This is a genomic window from Amycolatopsis sp. NPDC049253, assembly GCF_040678995.1.
Taxonomy (GTDB): Bacteria; Actinomycetota; Actinomycetes; order Mycobacteriales; family Pseudonocardiaceae; genus Amycolatopsis.
The window spans coordinates 491,713-509,104 of sequence record NZ_JBFAQX010000001.1 but is presented as its reverse complement, the minus strand read 5'-3'; the positions used below and the strand labels follow the sequence as shown (position 1 = coordinate 509,104).

Genomic DNA, 17,392 nt, shown 5'->3' with positions numbered 1-17,392 from the left:
CCCAGGAACCGAGTGGGCACAGACCGTGCCCCCGACGACAACCGCCGGGTACGGGTCATTCCCGAACTCCCGGTGAATGTTCTCGCAGGTTCGCCGCGGCCCGAACGACGCTAGGCTCGCAGCGAGAAGAGACTTCGGAAAGGGTTCGGATGAGCAAGAAGGCGAGCATCGGGGTAACCGGCTTGGCGGTCATGGGCCGCAACCTGGCCCGCAACCTGGCCCGGCACGGGCACACGGTCGCCCTGCACAACCGCTCCGAGGCGCGGACGCGCACGCTCGTCGAGCAGTTCGGCGACGAGGGCGACTTCATCCCGGCGTACTCCGCGCAGGAGTTCGTCGACGCGCTGGAGCGGCCGCGGCAGATCGTGATCATGGTGCAGGCCGGTGGGCCCACCGACGCCGTGATCGAGGAGTTCGCACCGCTGCTGGAGCCGGGCGACGTGATCGTCGACGCCGGCAACGCGCACTTCGCGGACACCCGCCGGCGCGAGGCCGCGCTGCGGGAGCGTGGGCTGCACTTCGTCGGCACGGGCGTGTCCGGCGGTGAGGAGGGCGCGCTCAACGGCCCGAGCATCATGCCCGGCGGCTCGAAGGAGTCGTACGAGTCGCTCGGCCCGCTGTTCGAGGACATCTCGGCCAAGGTCGACGGCGCGCCGTGCTGCACGCACATCGGCGCGGACGGCGCGGGCCACTTCGTGAAGATGGTCCACAACGGCATCGAATACGCCGACATGCAGCTGATCGCCGAGTCGTTCGACCTGCTGCGCGGCGCCGCCGGCTACTCGCCCGCGGAGACCGCCGACGTGTTCTCGACGTGGAACACCGGCCGGCTCGAGTCGTACCTCATCGAGATCACCGCCGAGGTGCTCAAGCACGTCGACGGTTCGGGCAAGCCGTTCGTCGACATCGTCGAGGACGCGGCGGAGCAGAAGGGCACGGGCCGCTGGACCGTGCAGATCGGGCTCGACCTGGGCGTGCCGATCAGCGGCATCGCCGAGGCCGTGTTCGCGCGTTCGCTTTCGGGCTCGAAGCCGCTTCGCGCCGCCGCCCGCGGGCTGGCGGGGCCGGCGCGTACGCCGCTGAAGGGCGCTGCGCTGGAGACCTTCGCCGACGACGTCGAGCAGGCGCTGTACGCGTCGAAGGTCGTCGCGTACGCGCAGGGCTTCAACCAGATCCAGGCCGGCGCCACGGAGTACGGCTGGGACATCGACCTGGGCGCTGTCGCGTCGATCTGGCGCGGGGGCTGCATCATTCGCGCGAAGTTCCTGAACGACATCACCGCGGCCTACGCCGAGGACCCGGCTCTGCCGACGCTGCTGACCGCGGGCGCGTTCCGCAAGGCCGTCGAGGACGCGCAGGACTCGTGGCGTTCGGTCATCTCCACCGCGGTGCAGCTGGGCATCCCGACGCCGGGCTTCTCCACCGCGCTGGCGTACTACGACGGCCTGCGCGCCGACCGCCTGCCGGCCGCGCTGGTGCAGGGTCAGCGTGACTTCTTCGGTGCGCACACGTACCGGCGCGTCGACCGCGAGGGTTCGTTCCACACGCTGTGGGCCACGGATTCCCGTGACGAGGTCGGTGCCTGATCTTTTGCGAAGGGGCCCCCGCCGGTTTCGGCGGGGGCCTCTTTTTCATCGCGTGTATTCGCTGAGCCAGGGCGGGACCTGCGGGCGGCGGTAGGTCTCGAGGTCGTCGCGGTAGTGCTGCGGCGGCAGGAGCTGGTGCTGCGGGAACGGTTCATCGCCGTAGTCGTAGGTGACGCTGAGCTGGCCACTGTTGAGCACGCTCAGGATCAGGCGCCACCACGGGCCGGCGGACATCCGCGCGGCGACGTGGCGCTGGTTGCGCAGCATCGCGGTGATGGGCTCGGGAACGTAGACGTCCTGGTGCTGGTTGCCGGCGAAGAAACGCAGGAGCGCGATCTCGGCGGAGACGGTGAAGGAGAACTCGGCGGAGAACCACTCCCAGCCTTGCGGACCGAGCAGCGCGAGCTGTTGCACAATCGGCTCCAGCAGGCGGCCGGCTTCGGCGGCGAGGGTTTCGTCGTTGTCTTCGACGATTTCAAAGCTCTGGATGGCGGGAGGGCCGTCGCCCTGGGCGTCTTCGAACGCCCGGCGGAACTCCTCCATGAACCGGTCGGCCATGCGGGCCAGCCTAGGGGTCAGGCGGTCGCCGCCACCAGAAGCAAAGCGACGACGACCGCCGGCACCACGTACCTCACTGCCCTCGCGCCGCCAGGATCTCGGCCAGGGCTTCGCGGATCTTCGCCTCCGCCGGTTCCTTCTTGATGCCCAGCCCGGCGAGCACCTCGTAGCCGGCGCCTTCGCCCTGCTCCAGGATCGCCAGCAGGATGTGCTCGGTGCCGATGTAGTTGTGGCCCAGGCGCAGGCCTTCGCGCAGGGTCAGCTCGAGCGTCTTCTTGCCCGCCGCGGTGAACGGCATCGGGTCCGGCACTGGGTCGACGGGCTCGGGCAACCGCGCCTCCGCCGCTTCCTTCACGGCGTCCAGGCTGGCGCCCTGGAACACCAGGATCCCAGCGGCCAGCGCGGCCGGTTCGGTGAGCAGCCCGAGCACCAGGTGCACGGTGTCGATGCCCGGGCTCTTCGCGTCCTTCGCCGCCTGCTGCGCCGCCACGACGACGTGCCGCGCGCGGTCGTTGTAGCGGCCGTACAGACGCTCGATCATCCCGCCCGGATCACCCCCCGGATCGACCTTCGGCACGAACCTCTTCTGGGCCGCCTGCTTCGAGACGCCCATGCTCGTGCCGATTTCGGTCCAGGAGGCGCCACTTCGCCGCGCCTGGTCGACGAAGTGCCCGATGAGGTGGTCGGCGAGCTCCCCGAGGTGCTCACCCATGTACACGGCGTCGGACAGCTGCGCGAGGGCGTCCTTGTCGTTGTTCGCCTTGATGGCGCTGATGAGGTCGTCGAGCTTCACTGGGTAGGTCATGCCGTCAACTGTAGGTTGACGACTCGGTGTCGTCAACCTTGGGTTGACGAAGGGTTTGGGGATGGGTTTGGGGATGGGTTTGGGGATGGGGTCGACTTGTCGGTTGGTCGAGGTTGGTCGGATCACAGCCTGGATCGGCAGGAGACTGGTCCTGGCCGGTGGTTGCCGGGTCGCGAGGGCCCGGCAGGTCGGCGACTTCGGCGCGGCCGGATCGCTCACCGTTCCGGCTGCGTCGGCCCTGCCGGTCGCCCTCGGCACGGCCGGGTCACCGGCCGCAACCGCGGCGATTCGGCCGCGCGGGCCGGGCCGGGCGTGCCGGCCCAGCCGCGTTCGTCAGGCGGCCGAGACCGGGATCTGCAGCTCGGTCACCCAGCCCGTCTCGTCGCCGTCGGTGTGCAGGTAGACCTCACGCGCGTGGCCCGCTTCGGCGCGGTAGCCGTTGTCGTCGATCCAGCGCGCGAGGGCCTGGTACGACTCGGCGATGGTGGCCATCGTGCCGCGGTGGACGAGCGTCGCGGCGTGGGCGAGGGCCGGCAGCTCCACCTCGTCCAGCCCGGCACCCTCGGGCGACCCGACGTAGGGCGCGCAGGCCTGCACGTGCACCCGATCGTCGGCCGGCTCGTACCAGGCGATGGCCGGCCCGGCGAACTTCAGGCTCGCGCGCTCCATCCGTTCGGCCAGGCTCGCACACAGCCCGCCGACGACGGGCCCGATGTCTTCGTACTCGAACGACTCGGCAATCCCCCCGACCGCAACAACACGAGCACCCTCGACCGGCTTGACCACAACGTCCACTTCGGACATGGCGTCCTCCACTTCGATCAACCGGAGCCTCGCCTCGACGCGCGCCAGCCGCGCCGTCTCCGCCGCGACCCGCTCCGCCAGCTCCCCCCGGCGCAACCTGAGCATCCCGCGCAGCTGCTCCGCGCTGGGCCGCTCGTCGAGCACCTCGGCGACCTGCTTGAGCCCGATGCCGAGATCACTCAACGCCAGGATGCGGTTGAGCCGCGCGAGCTGGTCCGCCGCGTAGTAGCGGTACCCACTGTGCGGATCCACCCGCGCCGGCCTCAACAGCCCGAGCGCGTCGTAGTGCCGCAACATCCGCACGGACACGCGGCCGACCTTGGCGAACTCTCCGATGCTGAACATGACACCACCTACGTTCGGGTCTCACACGGTGTCAGAGTCAAGCGCGCTTCGTGGTGGGTTCGCAATCGGGTGAGGAGTCGGAGGCCGGTGGTCCGCTCACGTGCGGGGTCTGGTTCGAACGGTCCACTCGCGCCGGCAGCACCGCGACGAAAGGTCCGCTCGCGCATAATCCACCGCACGAAAGGCCCACTCGCGGCATCCGCGGCGGGCGGGACAGTCCAGTCGCAACGGCACCACGCGACGGTCCGTCCGCGCCCTCCGCTCAGCGCGAAAGGTCCGCTTGTGCCGCCTGCGGGACACCAGAGGTCCACTCGTGCCGCCGCAGCAGCGCGAAAGGTCTCCTCGCGAACACAACACAGCCTGAGAGGTCCAGTCGCGGCAGCACCATTGGGCGAGCGGTCCACTCGCCACCGACCTCGGTCCGAACGGTCCACTCGCGCACCCACCGGCGCGCGAAAGGTCCCGTCGCGACTGCCACACAGCACGAGAGGACAGCTCGTGCCACCCACGCGGCGCGAAAGGTCCCCTGGCGACCGCTCTGCAGCACGAAAGGTCCACTCGTACCGCCGCCCAGCACGAAAGACTCGTAGCCCCGGCGACGCGGCACCACCGGTCCCAACCGCACCTCAGCACGGCACGACGGGTCCCCTCGCGACCTCAGCACGGCACGAAAGGTCCCCTCGCGACCTCAGCACGGCACGAAAGGTCCCCTCGCACCCTCACCACCGCACGAAAGGTCCACTCACGCACCCCGGCGTAAGCCGAAGCATCAAACGCCGAACGGCAACCCCACATAGTTCTCCGCCACGCTCGTCGCCGCGGCGCGTGAGGAGGCGGTGTAGCGGAGTTGGGACAGTTGCAGGCGGCGGGCGAAGGCGTCGGCGCCCGGGTCGATGTGGAGCATGGTCGTCATGAACCAGGAGAAGTGTTCGGCGCGCCAGACGCGGCGGAGGCAGGTGTCGGAGTAGGCGTCGGCCAGGGTGGGGTCGCCCTTGAGCAGCGAGACCAAGGCGCGGGAGAGCACGCGGACGTCCGCGACGGCGAGGTTCATGCCCTTGGCGCCGGTGGGCGGCACGATGTGGGCGGCGTCGCCGGCCAGGAAGAGGCGGCCGTGGCGCATGGGTTCGGCGACGAAGCTTCGCATGGGCGTGATGCCCTTGTCGAGGATCGGGCCTTCGCGCAGGGTGAACTCGCCGTCGACCGCCAGGCGCGTGGACAGCTCGGACCAGATGCGGTCGTCGGACCAGGCCGCGAGGTCCTCACCGGGGTCGACCTGCAGGTAGAGGCGCGTGATTTCGGGCGAACGCATGCTGTGCAACGCGAAGCCACGCGGGTGATGCGTGTAGATCAGCTCCTCGTGCGAAGGCGGCGTCTGCGCCAGCACACCCAGCCACGCGAACGGGTATTCCCGCTCGAAGAACTGCAACACACCGTCCGGAATGGACGGACGAGAGACACCGTGGAAACCGTCGCAGCCGACAACGGCGTCACATTCGATAACCTGCGAAACACCGGCAGCGTCCCGGTACCGGACCACCGGACGAGAAGTGTCCACATCAGACACCGCGACGTCCGAAACCTCGAACTCCAACGGCAACCCCTGCCGCTCATGCGCGTCCACGAGGTCCTTCACGATCTCCTGCTGCCCGTACACCGTGATCGACCGCCCCGTGAGCTCGGTCAGCGCGATCCGGTGGTCCTGGCCGTCGAACCGCAGCGAAAAACCCTCGTGCGGCAAGCCTTCCCGGGCCAGGCGGTCGCCGAGGCCGATCTCCGTCAGCAGCTCGACCGTCGGTTGTTCGCAGACCCCCGCGCGCACGCGTTGCCGCACATACTCGCGGTCGCGCGCCTCCAGCACGACGGCGTCCACGCCTTCGGAGTGGAGCAGGTACGACAGCAGCAGACCGGCCGGGCCGGCGCCGATCACAGCGACCTGGGTGCGCAACGGGGGTACCTCCGTACTGATGAACGTCAAGCCGCGGAACGCGACTTCACATGGGCTTTCAAATCGAACGAGCTGGCTTCGAGGTCGGCGTACGACGGGCGCAGCTCCGCCGTGAACAGCCGGCGCGCGGCGATGTGGTCGGGCGGGCGGTTCACGGACTCGACGGCGATCAGCACACCGTCGCGGAACGACAGCACCGAGAACCGCCCCTCGGCGCGGTCACCGGTCACCACGGTCTGGTCCGCGTTCGCGAGGATGCCGACGATCTGCAGCTTCGCGCCCGTCTGATCGGTCCAGAACCACGGCAGGCTGTCGTACGGCGCGGCGTCACCGGTGATCGCCGCGGCGACGCATCGCGCCTGGTCAACGGCGTTCTGCACCGACTCCAGCCGCGTCGCCGCGCCCGCGTGGACGCACGGGAAGTTGGCGCAGTCGCCGATCGCGAAGATCTTCGGGTCCTCCGTGCGCAGGTGCTCGTCGACGACCACACCGTTGGTCACCGTCAGCCCGGCGTCCGAAGCGAGCGTCGTCTCCGGCACCACGCCGACCGCGACCACGACCAGGTCAGCAGGCAACCACGAACCATCGGCCAGCTCGACCGACGAGACGTGCCCATCGCCGTGCAGCGCCGTAACACCTGTTCCGAGCAGCACCGTGTGCCCGGCCTTTTCGTGCAGCTCCTTGAAAAACGCCGACACCTCCGGCGACGCCACCCGCGCCAGCAGCCGGTCCTGCGCCTCGACGACCGTCACGGGCCGCCCGGCGTGCGAAGCGAACTCGAGCCCGATGAAACCGCCGCCGATGACCACGACGTTCGAAGCCGCTTCCAGCGAAGCGCGCAGCCGATCCGCGTCTTCCCGCGTCCGCAGCATCAGCACGCCGTCGAGATCCGCACCGGGCACCGGCAGCACCCGGTTCCGCGCGCCGGTCGCGAGCACCAGGTGGTCGTACGCCAGCTCCTCACCCGACTCGAGCACCACCCGCGAAGCGGCCCGATCCACCGAAGCCACTCGCCCCGGCACGAGCTCGATCCCCTTCTCCGCGAAGAAGTCCTCCGGCCGCAGCCGCAGCTGCTCCTCACCCGCCGTGCCCTTGAGGTAGGCCTTCGACAGCGGCGGCCGCTGGTACGGCACGCCCGGCTCGTCGCCGACCAGGACCACCCGCCCGGTGAAACCCTTGTCCCGCAACGAAGCCGCGGCCTGGAAGCCGCTCTGGCCGCCGCCGGCGACAAGCACGGTCTCGGGCGAGGATCCTGTGGTCATAACTGCTCCTCCGGCAAGCGCAGGACCAGACCGTCGAGGTCCTCGGTCACCGGTAGCTGGCAGGACAGCCTGCTGGTGGCCGCCCTCGGGCTGGCCGTGCAGTCCAACATCTCCTCTTCATCTGAGCACAAGGGCCCAAGATCGTCGAGGCGCGCCGGGTCCACGTAGACGTGACAGGTCGCACACATGGCGTTACCGCCGCATTCGGCCACGATCCCGTCGACGCCGTGGTCGATCGCCACCCGCATCAGGGAGTGACCGACCGTGGCGTCGACGGTGCGAGAGGTCCCGTCGGGCTGCACGTAGGTGACCTTCGGCATCCCGCTCACCGGACCCGCACCGGCAGCGACGCGAGACCGCGCAGCGTGTTGGACAGCTGGGGCCGCGGCTCGCCGGCGAGCTCGATCGTCGTGACGCGCCGGGCCAGCTCCGCGAGCAGCACCTCGCCTTCCAGCCGCGCGAACATCTGGCCGACGCACGCGTGGACACCCGAGCCGAACCCGACGTGCCCTGCCGCGCGGCGCGTGATGTCGAACGTGTCGGCGTCGGGCCAGCGCCGCGGGTCGCGGTTGGCGGCGGCCAGGAACAGCAGCACCTTCTCCCCCGCCGGGATCCGCTCGCCGCCGATCTCGACCTCGCGCGTGGTGGTGCGGAAGAACGTCTGCACCGGCGACGTGAACCGCACGACCTCCTCGAACGCCGCGCGCGAGCGTTCCGGCTTCTCGCGCAGGCGGGCCCACTGGTCGGGATACGACGCGAAGCACAACACGGCGTTGCCCAGCGCGTGGACGGTCGTGTCGACACCGGCGCTCAGGAAGGAGCGCACGAGCAGCGCGCGCTCTTCGTCGGTGAACTCCGAAGCGGCTTCGTGGATCCGCGCGCCGAGCCCGCCCGGCGCCAGGTTCTCGGCGCGGCAGTGCTCGGCGATCCACTCGCGGGCCACGGCGCCGCGCGCCATGGCCTCGGTGAAGAGGTGGTTGCGGGGGCCGAAGCCGTTGAAGACCATCGCGCCGTACGGCAGCAGGTGCTCACGGCCTTCGGCGGGCAGGCCGACGGCGTCGGGGAACACCTTGAGCGGGAAGGCCTCCGCGAAGTCGGCGACGGCGTCGAACTCGCCGCGCTCGACCAGCGTGGCCACGAGCTTCTCCGCTTCACGCGCGAAGGTGTCCCGGTACGTCTTCACGACCTTCGGCGTGAGCACGCTCGTCACGGTGCGGCGGGCCCGGTCGTGCTCCGGCGCGTCGGCCTCGAGCAGCAGGCTCGGCGGGCGCCACGGCGTCTCCTTGCGGAAGTCGCTGAGCCCGACACCGGCGGACGAGCAGAACGTCTCGGGATCGTTCAACGCCTGCGTGACCTCGTCGGCGCGGGCCATCGCCCACACGTCGTAACGGCCGAGGCGCACGACGGGACCGGCGTCGCGCAGCCGGCGGTGCAGCGGCACGGGGTCGACGAGGATTTCGTCGGCGAACGGATCGTCGTCGAGCGTGATCACCGGGCCTCCTCACCTCGTCGGGATGGCCCTCAGGGTGCTGGTTGACGGTGCTTGACCGCAGCAGGCCTTCCATTGAGTGGAAGCTTCAGTGTGTCTCGCGATGCGCGTCTTCGGAAAGCCGCAGCGTGGCGCCGAGCGTCCGTGAAATACCGCGCGCCGCCGCCCGCACGGCCGGGACCAGCGTCAATGGGTCCGTTCCCTCGGCCGGCACGACGACGGAGATCGACGCGACCACCGTGTCCGACGCGCCGCGCACCGCCGCCGCGACGGAGAGCGCGGGCAGCTCGATCTGGCCGTCACTCACCGCGTAGCCGTTGCGGCGGACGTCGGCCAGCACCCGCCGCAGCTGCTCGGCCGAGCGGATCGTCTTCCCGGTGTACCGCTTGAGCGGCAGCGCGAGCACCTGCTCCTGCACCTCGGCCGGCGCGTGCGCCAGCAGCACGAGCCCCACCCCCGTCGCGTGCAACGGCAGCCGTCCGCCGACGCGCGAGATCACGTTCACCGCGCGGCGACCGGAGAGGCGTTCGAGGTACACGACCTCGGCCCCGTCGAGCACGGCGAGCTGCACGTTCTGGTGCGTGGCTTCGTAGAGGTCCTCGAGGAACGGCATCGCGCTCTCCCGCAGCTGCGCCCCGTGCGGCGCGAGCGACGCCACCTCCCACAGCCACAGCCCCACGCGGAAGTGCCCCTGCTCGTCGCGCTGCAACGCCCCGCGCCGCACGAGCTCACCCGCGAGCCGGTGCGTCGTCGACAACGGCAGCCCGGCCCGCCGGCTGAGCTCGGACAGCGTCAACACCGGTCGCTCGGACGTGAACGCGCCCAGCACGTCCAACACCCGCTCCACGACCGACGGTGGCCGCTGCGCGTTGTGCCGCATGGGTATCAGTCAAGCACCCCTACGGCGCCGACAGCAGATCCGGATCCTTGCGGGCCCCCAGGTGGTTGAACAGCAGGTTCAGCAGGAACGCAAGGATCGACGCCAGCGTGATCGGGCTGCCGCAGATGGTCTGGAGCCACGCGGGGAAGTGCTGGAAGAAGATCGACGTGCCGAAGCGATCGGTGGCGAAGGCGGGCAGGAGGCCGACGCCGAGGGACACCGCGACGATGAACGTGTTGTGGTTGCCGGAGAACTCGACCTTCTTGAGGTTCTGCACGCCCACCGCGGCGACCATCGCGAACATGATCACCGCGACGCCGCCGACGACCGGTTCGGGGATCGAGGCGATGGCGGCGCCGACCTTCGGCACCAGGCCCATCACCACGAGCAGGCCGCCCGTCACCGCGACGACCCAGCGACTGCGCACGCGCGTCATCTGGACGAGGCCCACGTTCTGGGCGAACGCGGTGTCGGGGAAGGAGTTCATGAAGCCGCCGAGGATGGCCGACAGGCCGTCGGTGGCGAGGCCGCGGGCGACGTCCGCGCCGGTGGCCGGGCGGCCCGCGATCTCGCCGACGGCGATGATGTCGGCGGTGGACTCGGTGAACGTCACCAGCATGACCACGCACATCGACAGCACGGCGGCGATCGGGAACGTCGGCGCGCCGAAGTGCAGCGGTGCCGCGAGCCCGAACCAGCTCGCCTGCCCCACACCACCGAACTGGGTCAGGCCAAGGGGAATCGCCACGATGAGCCCGACGGCGAGCGCCACCAGCGGCGCGATCTGCGCGACGAACCCGCGCAGCACCCGCGTGAGCAGCACGATCAGCGCCACCACGCCGAGGGCGATGCCGAGGTGCGACGGGGTGGCGTAGTCGGGTGCCTCCGTGTCGTGGCCGGCGATCATCGCCGCGCCCGGGCCGAGCAGCGAGATACCGATGACCAGCAGCAACGTGCCCGAAACCAGCGGCGGGAAAAACCGGATCATCTTCGCGAACGGCCGCGCCAGCAGCAGCCCGAACACACCCGAGGCGATCATCGACCCGTACACCGCGGTGAGGCCGTACTGGGAGGCGATCAGGATCATCGGGTTGACCACGGTGAACGTCGCACCCGCGACCACCGGCAGCCGCACGCCGACGAGCTTGCCGATGCCGATGGACTGGACCAGCGTGGCGATGCCGGCCACGAAGAGGTCGGCGTTGACCAGCAACGCGATCGTCGCCGCGTCGAGCTTCAGCGCGCTGCCGACGATCAGCGGCACGGCCACCGATCCCGCGTACATGATCGCCATGTGCTGCAGACCGAGCAGGAGCAGCCGCCCGGCGGGCAGACCTTGGTCGACCGGGTGTTTGGTCATGGGGGGGCAGCCCCTTTCACGCGGATCCGATCGCGCATCTTCTCACGACGCATACCGCCGGTTTGTGTGTGACGATGCGAGGCATGACTCCGCGTCCCCCCTTCCGCGCCGACCACGTCGGAAGCCTGCTGCGGCCGCCGGTTCTGCGCGACGCCCGCCGTTGGCACACCGCGGGTGAGATCACCGCCGAACAGCTGAAGGCCGTCGAAGACGACGCGATCCGCGACGTGATCAAGATGCAGAAGGTCGCCGGCCTGTCCTCGGCCACCGACGGCGAGTTCCGCCGCGCGTCGTGGCACATGGACTTCATCTACTCGCTCGGCGGCATCTCGCAGAGCGACGAGCGCCTGCACGTGAAGTTCCACAACCTCGCGGGCGATCTCGAGTTCAGCCCGCCCGGCCTGCAGGTCGACGGCCGCGTGCGGCTGGACCAGCCGATCTTCGCCGAGCACTTCTCGTTCCTGAAGTCCCACGTGGACTCCGGGATCACGCCGAAGCTCACCATCCCGTCGCCGAGCATGATCTACTACCGCGGCGGCCGGGCGGCGGTGAGCGAGACCGTGTACCCGGACCTGGAGGAGTTCTTCGCCGACCTGGCCACGGCGTACGCGGCGCAGCTGACGGCGATGGGCGAGCTCGGCTGTACGTACCTGCAGCTCGACGACACCAGCCTCGCGTACCTGAACGACCCGGCGCAGCGTGAGCTCGTCGCGCGCATGGGCGGCGACCCGGACACCTTGCACCTGCGCAACATCCAGCAGATCAACGCGGCGCTGCGCGGCCGGACCGAGGGCATGAGCGTGACGACCCACCTGTGCCGCGGCAACTTCCGCTCGTCGTGGGCGGCTTCGGGCAGCTACGAGTTCGTGGCCGAGGCCCTCTTCGGCGAGCTCGGCGTCGACGGCTTCTTCCTGGAGTTCGACGACGAACGCTCCGGCGGCTTCGAGCCGCTGCGGTTCGTCCCGCCGGGCAAGCGCGTGGTGCTCGGCTTGGTGACCACGAAACGCCCCGAGCTGGAAGACGCGGACACGTTGGTGCGCCGCATCGAGGAAGCCTCGCGCTTCGTCGACATCGATCAGCTGTGCCTCTCGCCGCAGTGCGGCTTTTCCTCCACCGAGGAGGGCAACGAGCTCACCACGGACGACCAGCTGCGCAAGCTCGAGCTCATCGTCGCGACCGCCGAACGGGTGTGGGGCCGGTGATCACCTGCGTGGTCGACTACGTCATCGATCCCGCGAAGATCACCGAGTTCGAACGGTTCGCGCAGGCGTGGATGCGCCTGGTCACGCGCGAGGGCGGCGTGCACCACGGCTACTTCCTGCCCGCGGAGGGCGCGAGTGACGAGGCGAGGGCGTTGTTCAGCTTCGAGAGCCTCGCCGCGTACGAGCAGTACCGCGGGCTCTTCGGCGTCGACCCGGACTTCATCGCGGCCGACCGCATCCGCGACGAGTCGGGCTGCGTCGTGCGGTACCGCCGCAGCTTCATGCGGCCGCTGATGCCGGACGACGAGAGCTGATCCACGAGCGGTTGCGGTGCGCGTCGGATTCCGCGCGCCGCAACACTTCCCTCGTCATCGGGATGCCCAGCTGGGTTTCCGGGCAGCCGAACTCAGATGCAGAGGATGCCCAGGACACACGGCCGGTTGGGCTTCGTCGTGGTCGACGGGGGCGGAGGCGGCGGAGGCTGGTTGTCCGACGAGGGGCCACCCGAACCGGGCGGCATGCCGGTGGGCGAGGTCGGCGAGTCGGAGCCGCTGCTCGCGGTGCTGGAGTCGCTGCTCGACGTCGTGCCGGGCTCGCCACCGCCGCGCGGATTGAGCGGGTCGATGATCGACGTGATCTTCGGGGCACTGGCCTCGGTGGTCTCGTCGTCGCTCGACGAGTCGGAGTCCTGCCCCTCGCCGGACCCCGCGATCGTGGCCGGCGGTGGGTTCGACTCCGAGACGCCACCCGCACCGTCGGTGCGGTCGGGCATCTCGATGACCTTCATCTCGGTGAGGCGCGTGGCCTCGTCGTTGGCCGTGGTGCCGAACGACACCAGGATCGCCGCGGCGCCACACCCCACCACCACGGCCACCATCACAGCGACCATGCGCCAGCGCGAGCGCGAAGGCGGCGGCAGACGTTCGCCCCAACCTTCGCGCACGAGTAGCTCGGCGACCGAAACCTCTTCGTCCACCAGCGGGCCTTTCACCAGGAGTGGTCCATTCATACCGCACCGGGCCACCGAACGGGTGAATAATGACAGAAAGTTCTACGCAGTGTGCGTCACTCTAGCGGGTGAGAATCACAGCGCTTTCACAGCTGCCCTTAGCGAAACTCCCAGGATGCCCGGAGAGCCTGGAGTAATGCTGCTGCGAGCCCGACAGCCGGTCACCCTCCGAGACTGGTGGACCCACCGGCTCGTCGGCGAGGCCGCGCCCACCCGGGTGACGCTGACCTGGCGCGCAGTGGGCCGCAGCTTCGCGCGGACGCTGCCGACCCCGCGGTCTACACCGTTCACGTTCGGTTACCTGATCGTCCTGCTCGGCACCACGCTCGTGCTGCGCTTCGCCGACCCGGTCGTCACGGCGAAGCTGCTGCAGCTTTCGAGCACCGACGCCCACAACCTCTGGCGCCGCCCGCTCGTCTCCCTGCTCAGCAGCGCGCTGTGGCTCGAAGACGGCGGCTGGCTCGCCTACGCGATCATCTTCACCATCGCGCTCGCCCCGCTCGAACGCCGGTTCGGACCAGGCCGCACGGCGATCGTCTTCTTCAGCGGCCACGTGCTGGCCACACTCGCCACGGAAGTGCCCGTGATGCTGCTGATCAGCGGCGGAGTGCTGCCGACGACCGCGAGCCGCTGGCTCGACATCGGCGTGAGCTACGGCTTCTTCACCACGGCGGGCGCGCTCGTGTTCCTGCTGCGCGGCCGGCCGCGCATCACCGCGCTGGTGGTGATGGAGCTGTTCATCGCCGTGGTCTGGGTGTCCGATTCGCCCGGCAGCCTCGATTCCGTCGTCACCGTGCTCGGCCACGCGTGCGCGGCGCACTTCGGCCTCTTCTACTGGGGCCCACGGCTTCGCGCCCGGCGTGAATCGGCGTCCGCCGGGCCCGACACCGAGGAAATTCGCAGAGCCGGGCCCGACGGCACGTGATATACGAAGGTTCCCCGGCGCATATACACGACAGATCCCTTGGTGGTGTAATCGACGGGCCACACGCCGACACAGGGGGACCGGACGCACTATGGAGGCCGACGCCCTAGCCAAGGCGCAGCTCGCGGAGCTGGCCGAACGCTACCGGCGGCTCGTGGAGCTGAGCGCCGACGCCACCTGCGTGCACGAAAGCGGCGTGATCACCTACGCCAACCCCGCGGCGCTCGATCTCTTCGGCGCGCAGTCCGCCGCCGAGGTCGTGGGCCGGCCGGTCACCGACTTCGTGGTGGCCGATCGGGATCGCGGCGAAGCACCCGGGGGCGAACCGGTCGAAACGGTCGTGAAACGGGTGGACGGCAGCACGTTCGCCGTCGAGACGGTGTCGCTGCGCACCGGCGACGACGCCACGTCGGCGATCCAGGTCGTGATCCGCGACGTCGCCGGCCGCCGGGCCGCGGCCGCACAGGCCGCGCTGGTGTCGCAGGTGAGCGACGCGATCGTGGCGGTGACCGCGGACGGCATCGTCACGAGCTGGAACCCCGCGGCCGAGACCGTGTACGGGTGGCCCGCCGGGGAAGCCGTCGGCCGCCCGGCGCGCGAGGTGCTCGGCGTTGATCCCGATCCCGCGGCGATCCAGCTCGCGGGAGGCGTGGTGCGGCAGACGCACCACCATCGCGAAGGGGCTCCGCTCTCGATCCGCGTTACCGCAGCTGAGATGAATGACGGCCACGTGCTCGTCTGCGCTGACGAGACCGCGCGCCGCCGAGCGGAGCAGCACTACCGCACGGTGGTCGCCGCGCTCGACGAAGGTGTGCTGGTCGTGGGGCCGAAAGGCCTGATCGAGTCGGTGAACCCGGCCGCGAGCCGGATCCTCGGCGTGCCGGCCGACGAGCTGATCGGTGTGCCGTGCTCGTCACTCGTGCTCTTCGACGAGTCCGGGCACCGGCTGGCCGAGCACGAGCTGCCGTCGATCTCCACGCGCCGCACCGGGATCACGCACAACGGCCTGGTCCTGCGCCTGCGCCGCGCCGACGGCCGTGACGTGTGGGTGGCGCTGACGTCGCGGCTGCTCAACCCGGACGACCCGGCCGGCGTCTCCGTGGTCACGTCGTTCACCGACATCACGGAGCGGCGCGCGATCAGCGCCCGCCTGGCCCACGACGCGACCCACGACCCGTTGACACGCCTGGCCAACCGCACGCTCGTGCTCGACCGGCTCGATCGCCGCGACCGCGTCAGCCCCACCACGGTGCTGTTCCTCGACCTCGACAAGTTCAAGATCATCAATGATTCCCTCGGCCACTCCGTCGGCGACCAGGTGCTGCGGATCGTCGGCGAACGCCTGCGCCGCGCCACGGCCGCGGTCGACGTGGTGGGCCGCTTCGGGGGTGACGAGTTCGTGGTCGTCACGGCCGGGGCCACGGCCGATGCCGAGGTGCGCTCGCTCGCGGCGCACCTGCGTTCGGTGCTGGCGGAGCCCATTTCCGTGCACGGGCGCCAGCTCCACGTGGACGCGAGCATCGGCATCGTCCTCGTCGCGGCGGGCGACCAGCGCAGCGCAGAAGACCTGCTGCGCGACGCGGATGTCGCGATGTACCAAGCGAAAGCGCTCGGCCGCGGGCGGTTCGAGTTCTTCGACGTCGCCCTGCGCGAGCGCATGCAACGGCGGCTGCGCATGGAGCAGGACCTGCGTGATGCCGTCCACAGTGGACAGCTGTGGCCCGCGTACCAGCCCGTGGTCGACCTCCACACCGGCGAGATGGTGGGCGTGGAAGCGTTGCTGCGCTGGACCCATCCCGGCCACGGCGCGATCTCACCGGCGGAGTTCATCCCGCTGGCCGAGGAAAGCGAGCTGATCAACGAGATCGGCAAGTTCGTGCTGCGCGACACCACGCGTGAGGTGGCTTCGCTGCGCGCGTCACGCGGTCTGGACCTGTCGTTGAAGGTGAATTTGTCCGTGCGCCAGCTGGAAGACCCGCAGCTGCTGCCGGCAGTGCGCGACGCCCTGGCGACGACGGGTCTGCCACCGTCCGCGTTGTGCCTGGAGGTGACGGAGAGTGCGCTGATGCGCGACGAGGTCGCCGCCGGGGAAGTACTGGCAGCACTGCGTTCCCTCGGTGTGCTCCTCGCGATCGACGACTTCGGCACGGGCTACTCTTCGTTGGCGCAGCTGCGCCGCATGACGCTGGACACGCTGAAGATCGACCGCTCGTTCATCACCGGCATCGCCGATTCCCGCGACGCCGCCGCGATCGTCGCGAGCATCATCGCGATGGCCCACGCGGTCGGGCTGACGGTGGTGGCCGAGGGCGTGGAGACGGCAGAGGAGCTGGCGCTGCTGCGTCAGCTCGGCTGCGACCAGGCCCAGGGTTACCACCTGGGCCGGCCGCTGCCTGCCGCGGAGCTGTTCGCTCAGTAGAGCTTCAGCAGTGCGTCGAGTTCTTCGTCGGTGAGCACGATGTCCAGGTCTGCCAACGTCCTCTCCAGCCCCTCGGGCGCGATCGTCCTCGTCACGTCCGCCACGCCGGGCCGGGACTCGGTGAGCTCCCGCCCGATCATGCGGCGCAGCCGGCCGTCCTCCAGGCGCATGAGGATCAGCCGCCCGAAGAACACCGACTTCGGGTGGGTGGAGATGTAGTGGTGGTAGACCTCGTAGTCCACGGGCCGGCTGTGGACCTGCGGGAGCAGCTCGTGGAGGTCTTCCCAGCCGCCTCGGTCCTGTTTCTGGAAGACCCACCAGTCGTCCCGGCGGATGAGGCGGTGCGGCCACCCGCCCTGGTCCACGACCGCGCCGTCCTCGAACGGCATCGGCACGAGCATCCCGGACCCGAACCCGACGTCGACGAGGTACGGCGTGTTGTCCGCGGTGATGATCAACGTCATGTGCGTGTACGGCCCGTCCCGATCGGGCTGAACCCGCGAGACCGTCCGCTGCACGTCGTACCCGAGCCGTTCCGCGACGGCCGCGAAGAGGCCGGCCTGCTCGTAGCAGTACCCGCCTCTTCGTCGCGTGATCAGCTTCTCGCCGACCACGTCCAGCCCGATCCCCCGATGCCGCCCGAGCACGACGTCCACGTTCTCGAACGGAATCGTCTCGACGTGCGCCCGCGTCAACTCCCGCAGCCCTTCGGCTGACGGCGGTCGGCGCGGGCGCCCGACCCGCTCGAGATACGCGTCGACGTCCACCGCGTCGATGTTCCACATGGTGATCAGCGTGCAACC

The 17,392-nt window shown here is 69.9% G+C and carries 16 protein-coding genes; 5 read left to right on the top strand and 11 right to left on the bottom strand.

Translation table 11 applies throughout. The annotated features are described in order from the left end of the window. Nucleotides 1–149: 149 nt before the first annotated feature. Entirely contained in the window at nucleotides 150–1,586 is a 1,437-nt protein-coding gene (gndA, locus tag AB0K15_RS02600) for an NADP-dependent phosphogluconate dehydrogenase (RefSeq protein WP_364044694.1), read from the top strand. Between the two features lie 45 nt (nucleotides 1,587–1,631). On the opposite strand, the gene AB0K15_RS02595 is transcribed toward gndA, so the two are convergent. The 9 genes from AB0K15_RS02595 to AB0K15_RS02555 form a co-directional block, all read right to left on the bottom strand. Continuing rightward, nucleotides 1,632–2,144, bottom strand: a complete 513-nt coding sequence (locus AB0K15_RS02595) for a hypothetical protein (protein ID WP_364044691.1) — start codon at nucleotides 2,142–2,144, stop codon at nucleotides 1,632–1,634. 73 nt (nucleotides 2,145–2,217) lie between these two features. Further along, complete coding sequence (locus tag AB0K15_RS02590; RefSeq protein WP_364044688.1) at nucleotides 2,218–2,949, bottom strand: Clp protease N-terminal domain-containing protein; 732 nt, start codon at nucleotides 2,947–2,949, stop codon at nucleotides 2,218–2,220. A gap of 333 nt (nucleotides 2,950–3,282) precedes the next feature. Then, complete coding sequence (locus tag AB0K15_RS02585) at nucleotides 3,283–4,098, bottom strand: MerR family transcriptional regulator (protein WP_364044685.1); 816 nt, start codon at nucleotides 4,096–4,098, stop codon at nucleotides 3,283–3,285. A 769-nt stretch (nucleotides 4,099–4,867) separates the two neighbouring features. After that, the gene (locus AB0K15_RS02580) at nucleotides 4,868–6,043 is read right to left on the bottom strand and encodes a 4-hydroxybenzoate 3-monooxygenase (protein WP_364044682.1); all 1,176 of its coding nucleotides are present in this window, start codon (nucleotides 6,041–6,043) and stop codon (nucleotides 4,868–4,870) included. Between the two features lie 26 nt (nucleotides 6,044–6,069). Beyond that, nucleotides 6,070–7,305 (bottom strand): FAD-dependent oxidoreductase, encoded by a 1,236-nt coding sequence (locus AB0K15_RS02575; protein ID WP_364044679.1) that lies wholly within the window; start codon nucleotides 7,303–7,305, stop codon nucleotides 6,070–6,072. Beyond that, nucleotides 7,302–7,625 (bottom strand): 2Fe-2S iron-sulfur cluster-binding protein, encoded by a 324-nt coding sequence (locus AB0K15_RS02570; protein ID WP_364044677.1) that lies wholly within the window; start codon nucleotides 7,623–7,625, stop codon nucleotides 7,302–7,304. The genes AB0K15_RS02575 and AB0K15_RS02570 overlap by 4 nt, the downstream gene beginning before the upstream one ends. Before the next feature lie 5 nt (nucleotides 7,626–7,630). Further along, nucleotides 7,631–8,797: a cytochrome P450 gene (locus tag AB0K15_RS02565; protein WP_364044674.1), complete on the bottom strand. Its 1,167-nt coding sequence runs from the start codon at nucleotides 8,795–8,797 to the stop codon at nucleotides 7,631–7,633. Between the two features lie 85 nt (nucleotides 8,798–8,882). Further along, nucleotides 8,883–9,674: an IclR family transcriptional regulator gene (locus AB0K15_RS02560; protein WP_364044671.1), complete on the bottom strand. Its 792-nt coding sequence runs from the start codon at nucleotides 9,672–9,674 to the stop codon at nucleotides 8,883–8,885. A gap of 19 nt (nucleotides 9,675–9,693) precedes the next feature. After that, nucleotides 9,694–11,034 (bottom strand): nucleobase:cation symporter-2 family protein, encoded by a 1,341-nt coding sequence (locus AB0K15_RS02555; RefSeq protein ID WP_364044669.1) that lies wholly within the window; start codon nucleotides 11,032–11,034, stop codon nucleotides 9,694–9,696. A gap of 83 nt (nucleotides 11,035–11,117) precedes the next feature. On the opposite strand from AB0K15_RS02555, the gene AB0K15_RS02550 reads away from it, so the two are divergent. Both AB0K15_RS02550 and AB0K15_RS02545 read left to right on the top strand, forming a co-directional pair. Next, nucleotides 11,118–12,236: a 5-methyltetrahydropteroyltriglutamate--homocysteine S-methyltransferase gene (locus tag AB0K15_RS02550; RefSeq protein WP_364044666.1), complete on the top strand. Its 1,119-nt coding sequence runs from the start codon at nucleotides 11,118–11,120 to the stop codon at nucleotides 12,234–12,236. Next, nucleotides 12,233–12,550 carry an NIPSNAP family protein gene (locus AB0K15_RS02545; RefSeq protein ID WP_364044663.1) on the top strand — a complete coding sequence of 106 codons (318 nt, stop codon included), beginning with the start codon at nucleotides 12,233–12,235 and terminating at the stop codon, nucleotides 12,548–12,550. The genes AB0K15_RS02550 and AB0K15_RS02545 overlap by 4 nt, the downstream gene beginning before the upstream one ends. Before the next feature lie 92 nt (nucleotides 12,551–12,642). Here AB0K15_RS02545 and AB0K15_RS02540 read toward each other — a convergent pair whose 3' ends face one another. After that, complete coding sequence (locus AB0K15_RS02540; protein ID WP_364044660.1) at nucleotides 12,643–13,245, bottom strand: hypothetical protein; 603 nt, start codon at nucleotides 13,243–13,245, stop codon at nucleotides 12,643–12,645. A gap of 136 nt (nucleotides 13,246–13,381) precedes the next feature. Here AB0K15_RS02540 and AB0K15_RS02535 point away from each other — a divergent pair, with 136 nt between their 5' ends. Continuing rightward, nucleotides 13,382–14,170 carry a rhomboid-like protein gene (locus AB0K15_RS02535; RefSeq protein ID WP_364044657.1) on the top strand — a complete coding sequence of 263 codons (789 nt, stop codon included), beginning with the start codon at nucleotides 13,382–13,384 and terminating at the stop codon, nucleotides 14,168–14,170. A 91-nt stretch (nucleotides 14,171–14,261) separates the two neighbouring features. Next, nucleotides 14,262–16,589: an EAL domain-containing protein gene (locus AB0K15_RS02530; protein WP_364044654.1), complete on the top strand. Its 2,328-nt coding sequence runs from the start codon at nucleotides 14,262–14,264 to the stop codon at nucleotides 16,587–16,589. Here the strand turns inward: AB0K15_RS02530 and AB0K15_RS02525 are convergent. Next, nucleotides 16,583–17,374 (bottom strand): arylamine N-acetyltransferase, encoded by a 792-nt coding sequence (locus AB0K15_RS02525; RefSeq protein ID WP_364044651.1) that lies wholly within the window; start codon nucleotides 17,372–17,374, stop codon nucleotides 16,583–16,585. The genes AB0K15_RS02530 and AB0K15_RS02525 overlap by 7 nt on opposite strands. Between the last annotated feature and the right edge of the window lie 18 nt (nucleotides 17,375–17,392).

Coding starts and splice junctions, on each gene's coding strand:
- gndA (WP_364044694.1), top strand. CDS start 150: ATGAGCAAGAAGGCGAGCATCGGGGTAACCGGCTTGGCGGTCATGGGC.
- AB0K15_RS02595 (WP_364044691.1), bottom strand. CDS start 2,144: ATGGCCGACCGGTTCATGGAGGAGTTCCGCCGGGCGTTCGAAGACGCC.
- AB0K15_RS02590 (WP_364044688.1), bottom strand. CDS start 2,949: ATGACCTACCCAGTGAAGCTCGACGACCTCATCAGCGCCATCAAGGCG.
- AB0K15_RS02585 (WP_364044685.1), bottom strand. CDS start 4,098: ATGTTCAGCATCGGAGAGTTCGCCAAGGTCGGCCGCGTGTCCGTGCGG.
- AB0K15_RS02575 (WP_364044679.1), bottom strand. CDS start 7,305: ATGACCACAGGATCCTCGCCCGAGACCGTGCTTGTCGCCGGCGGCGGC.
- AB0K15_RS02570 (WP_364044677.1), bottom strand. CDS start 7,625: ATGCCGAAGGTCACCTACGTGCAGCCCGACGGGACCTCTCGCACCGTC.
- AB0K15_RS02560 (WP_364044671.1), bottom strand. CDS start 9,674: ATGCGGCACAACGCGCAGCGGCCACCGTCGGTCGTGGAGCGGGTGTTG.
- AB0K15_RS02555 (WP_364044669.1), bottom strand. CDS start 11,034: ATGACCAAACACCCGGTCGACCAAGGTCTGCCCGCCGGGCGGCTGCTC.
- AB0K15_RS02550 (WP_364044666.1), top strand. CDS start 11,118: ATGACTCCGCGTCCCCCCTTCCGCGCCGACCACGTCGGAAGCCTGCTG.
- AB0K15_RS02540 (WP_364044660.1), bottom strand. CDS start 13,245: ATGAATGGACCACTCCTGGTGAAAGGCCCGCTGGTGGACGAAGAGGTT.
- AB0K15_RS02535 (WP_364044657.1), top strand. CDS start 13,382: ATGCTGCTGCGAGCCCGACAGCCGGTCACCCTCCGAGACTGGTGGACC.
- AB0K15_RS02530 (WP_364044654.1), top strand. CDS start 14,262: ATGGAGGCCGACGCCCTAGCCAAGGCGCAGCTCGCGGAGCTGGCCGAA.
- AB0K15_RS02525 (WP_364044651.1), bottom strand. CDS start 17,374: ATGTGGAACATCGACGCGGTGGACGTCGACGCGTATCTCGAGCGGGTC.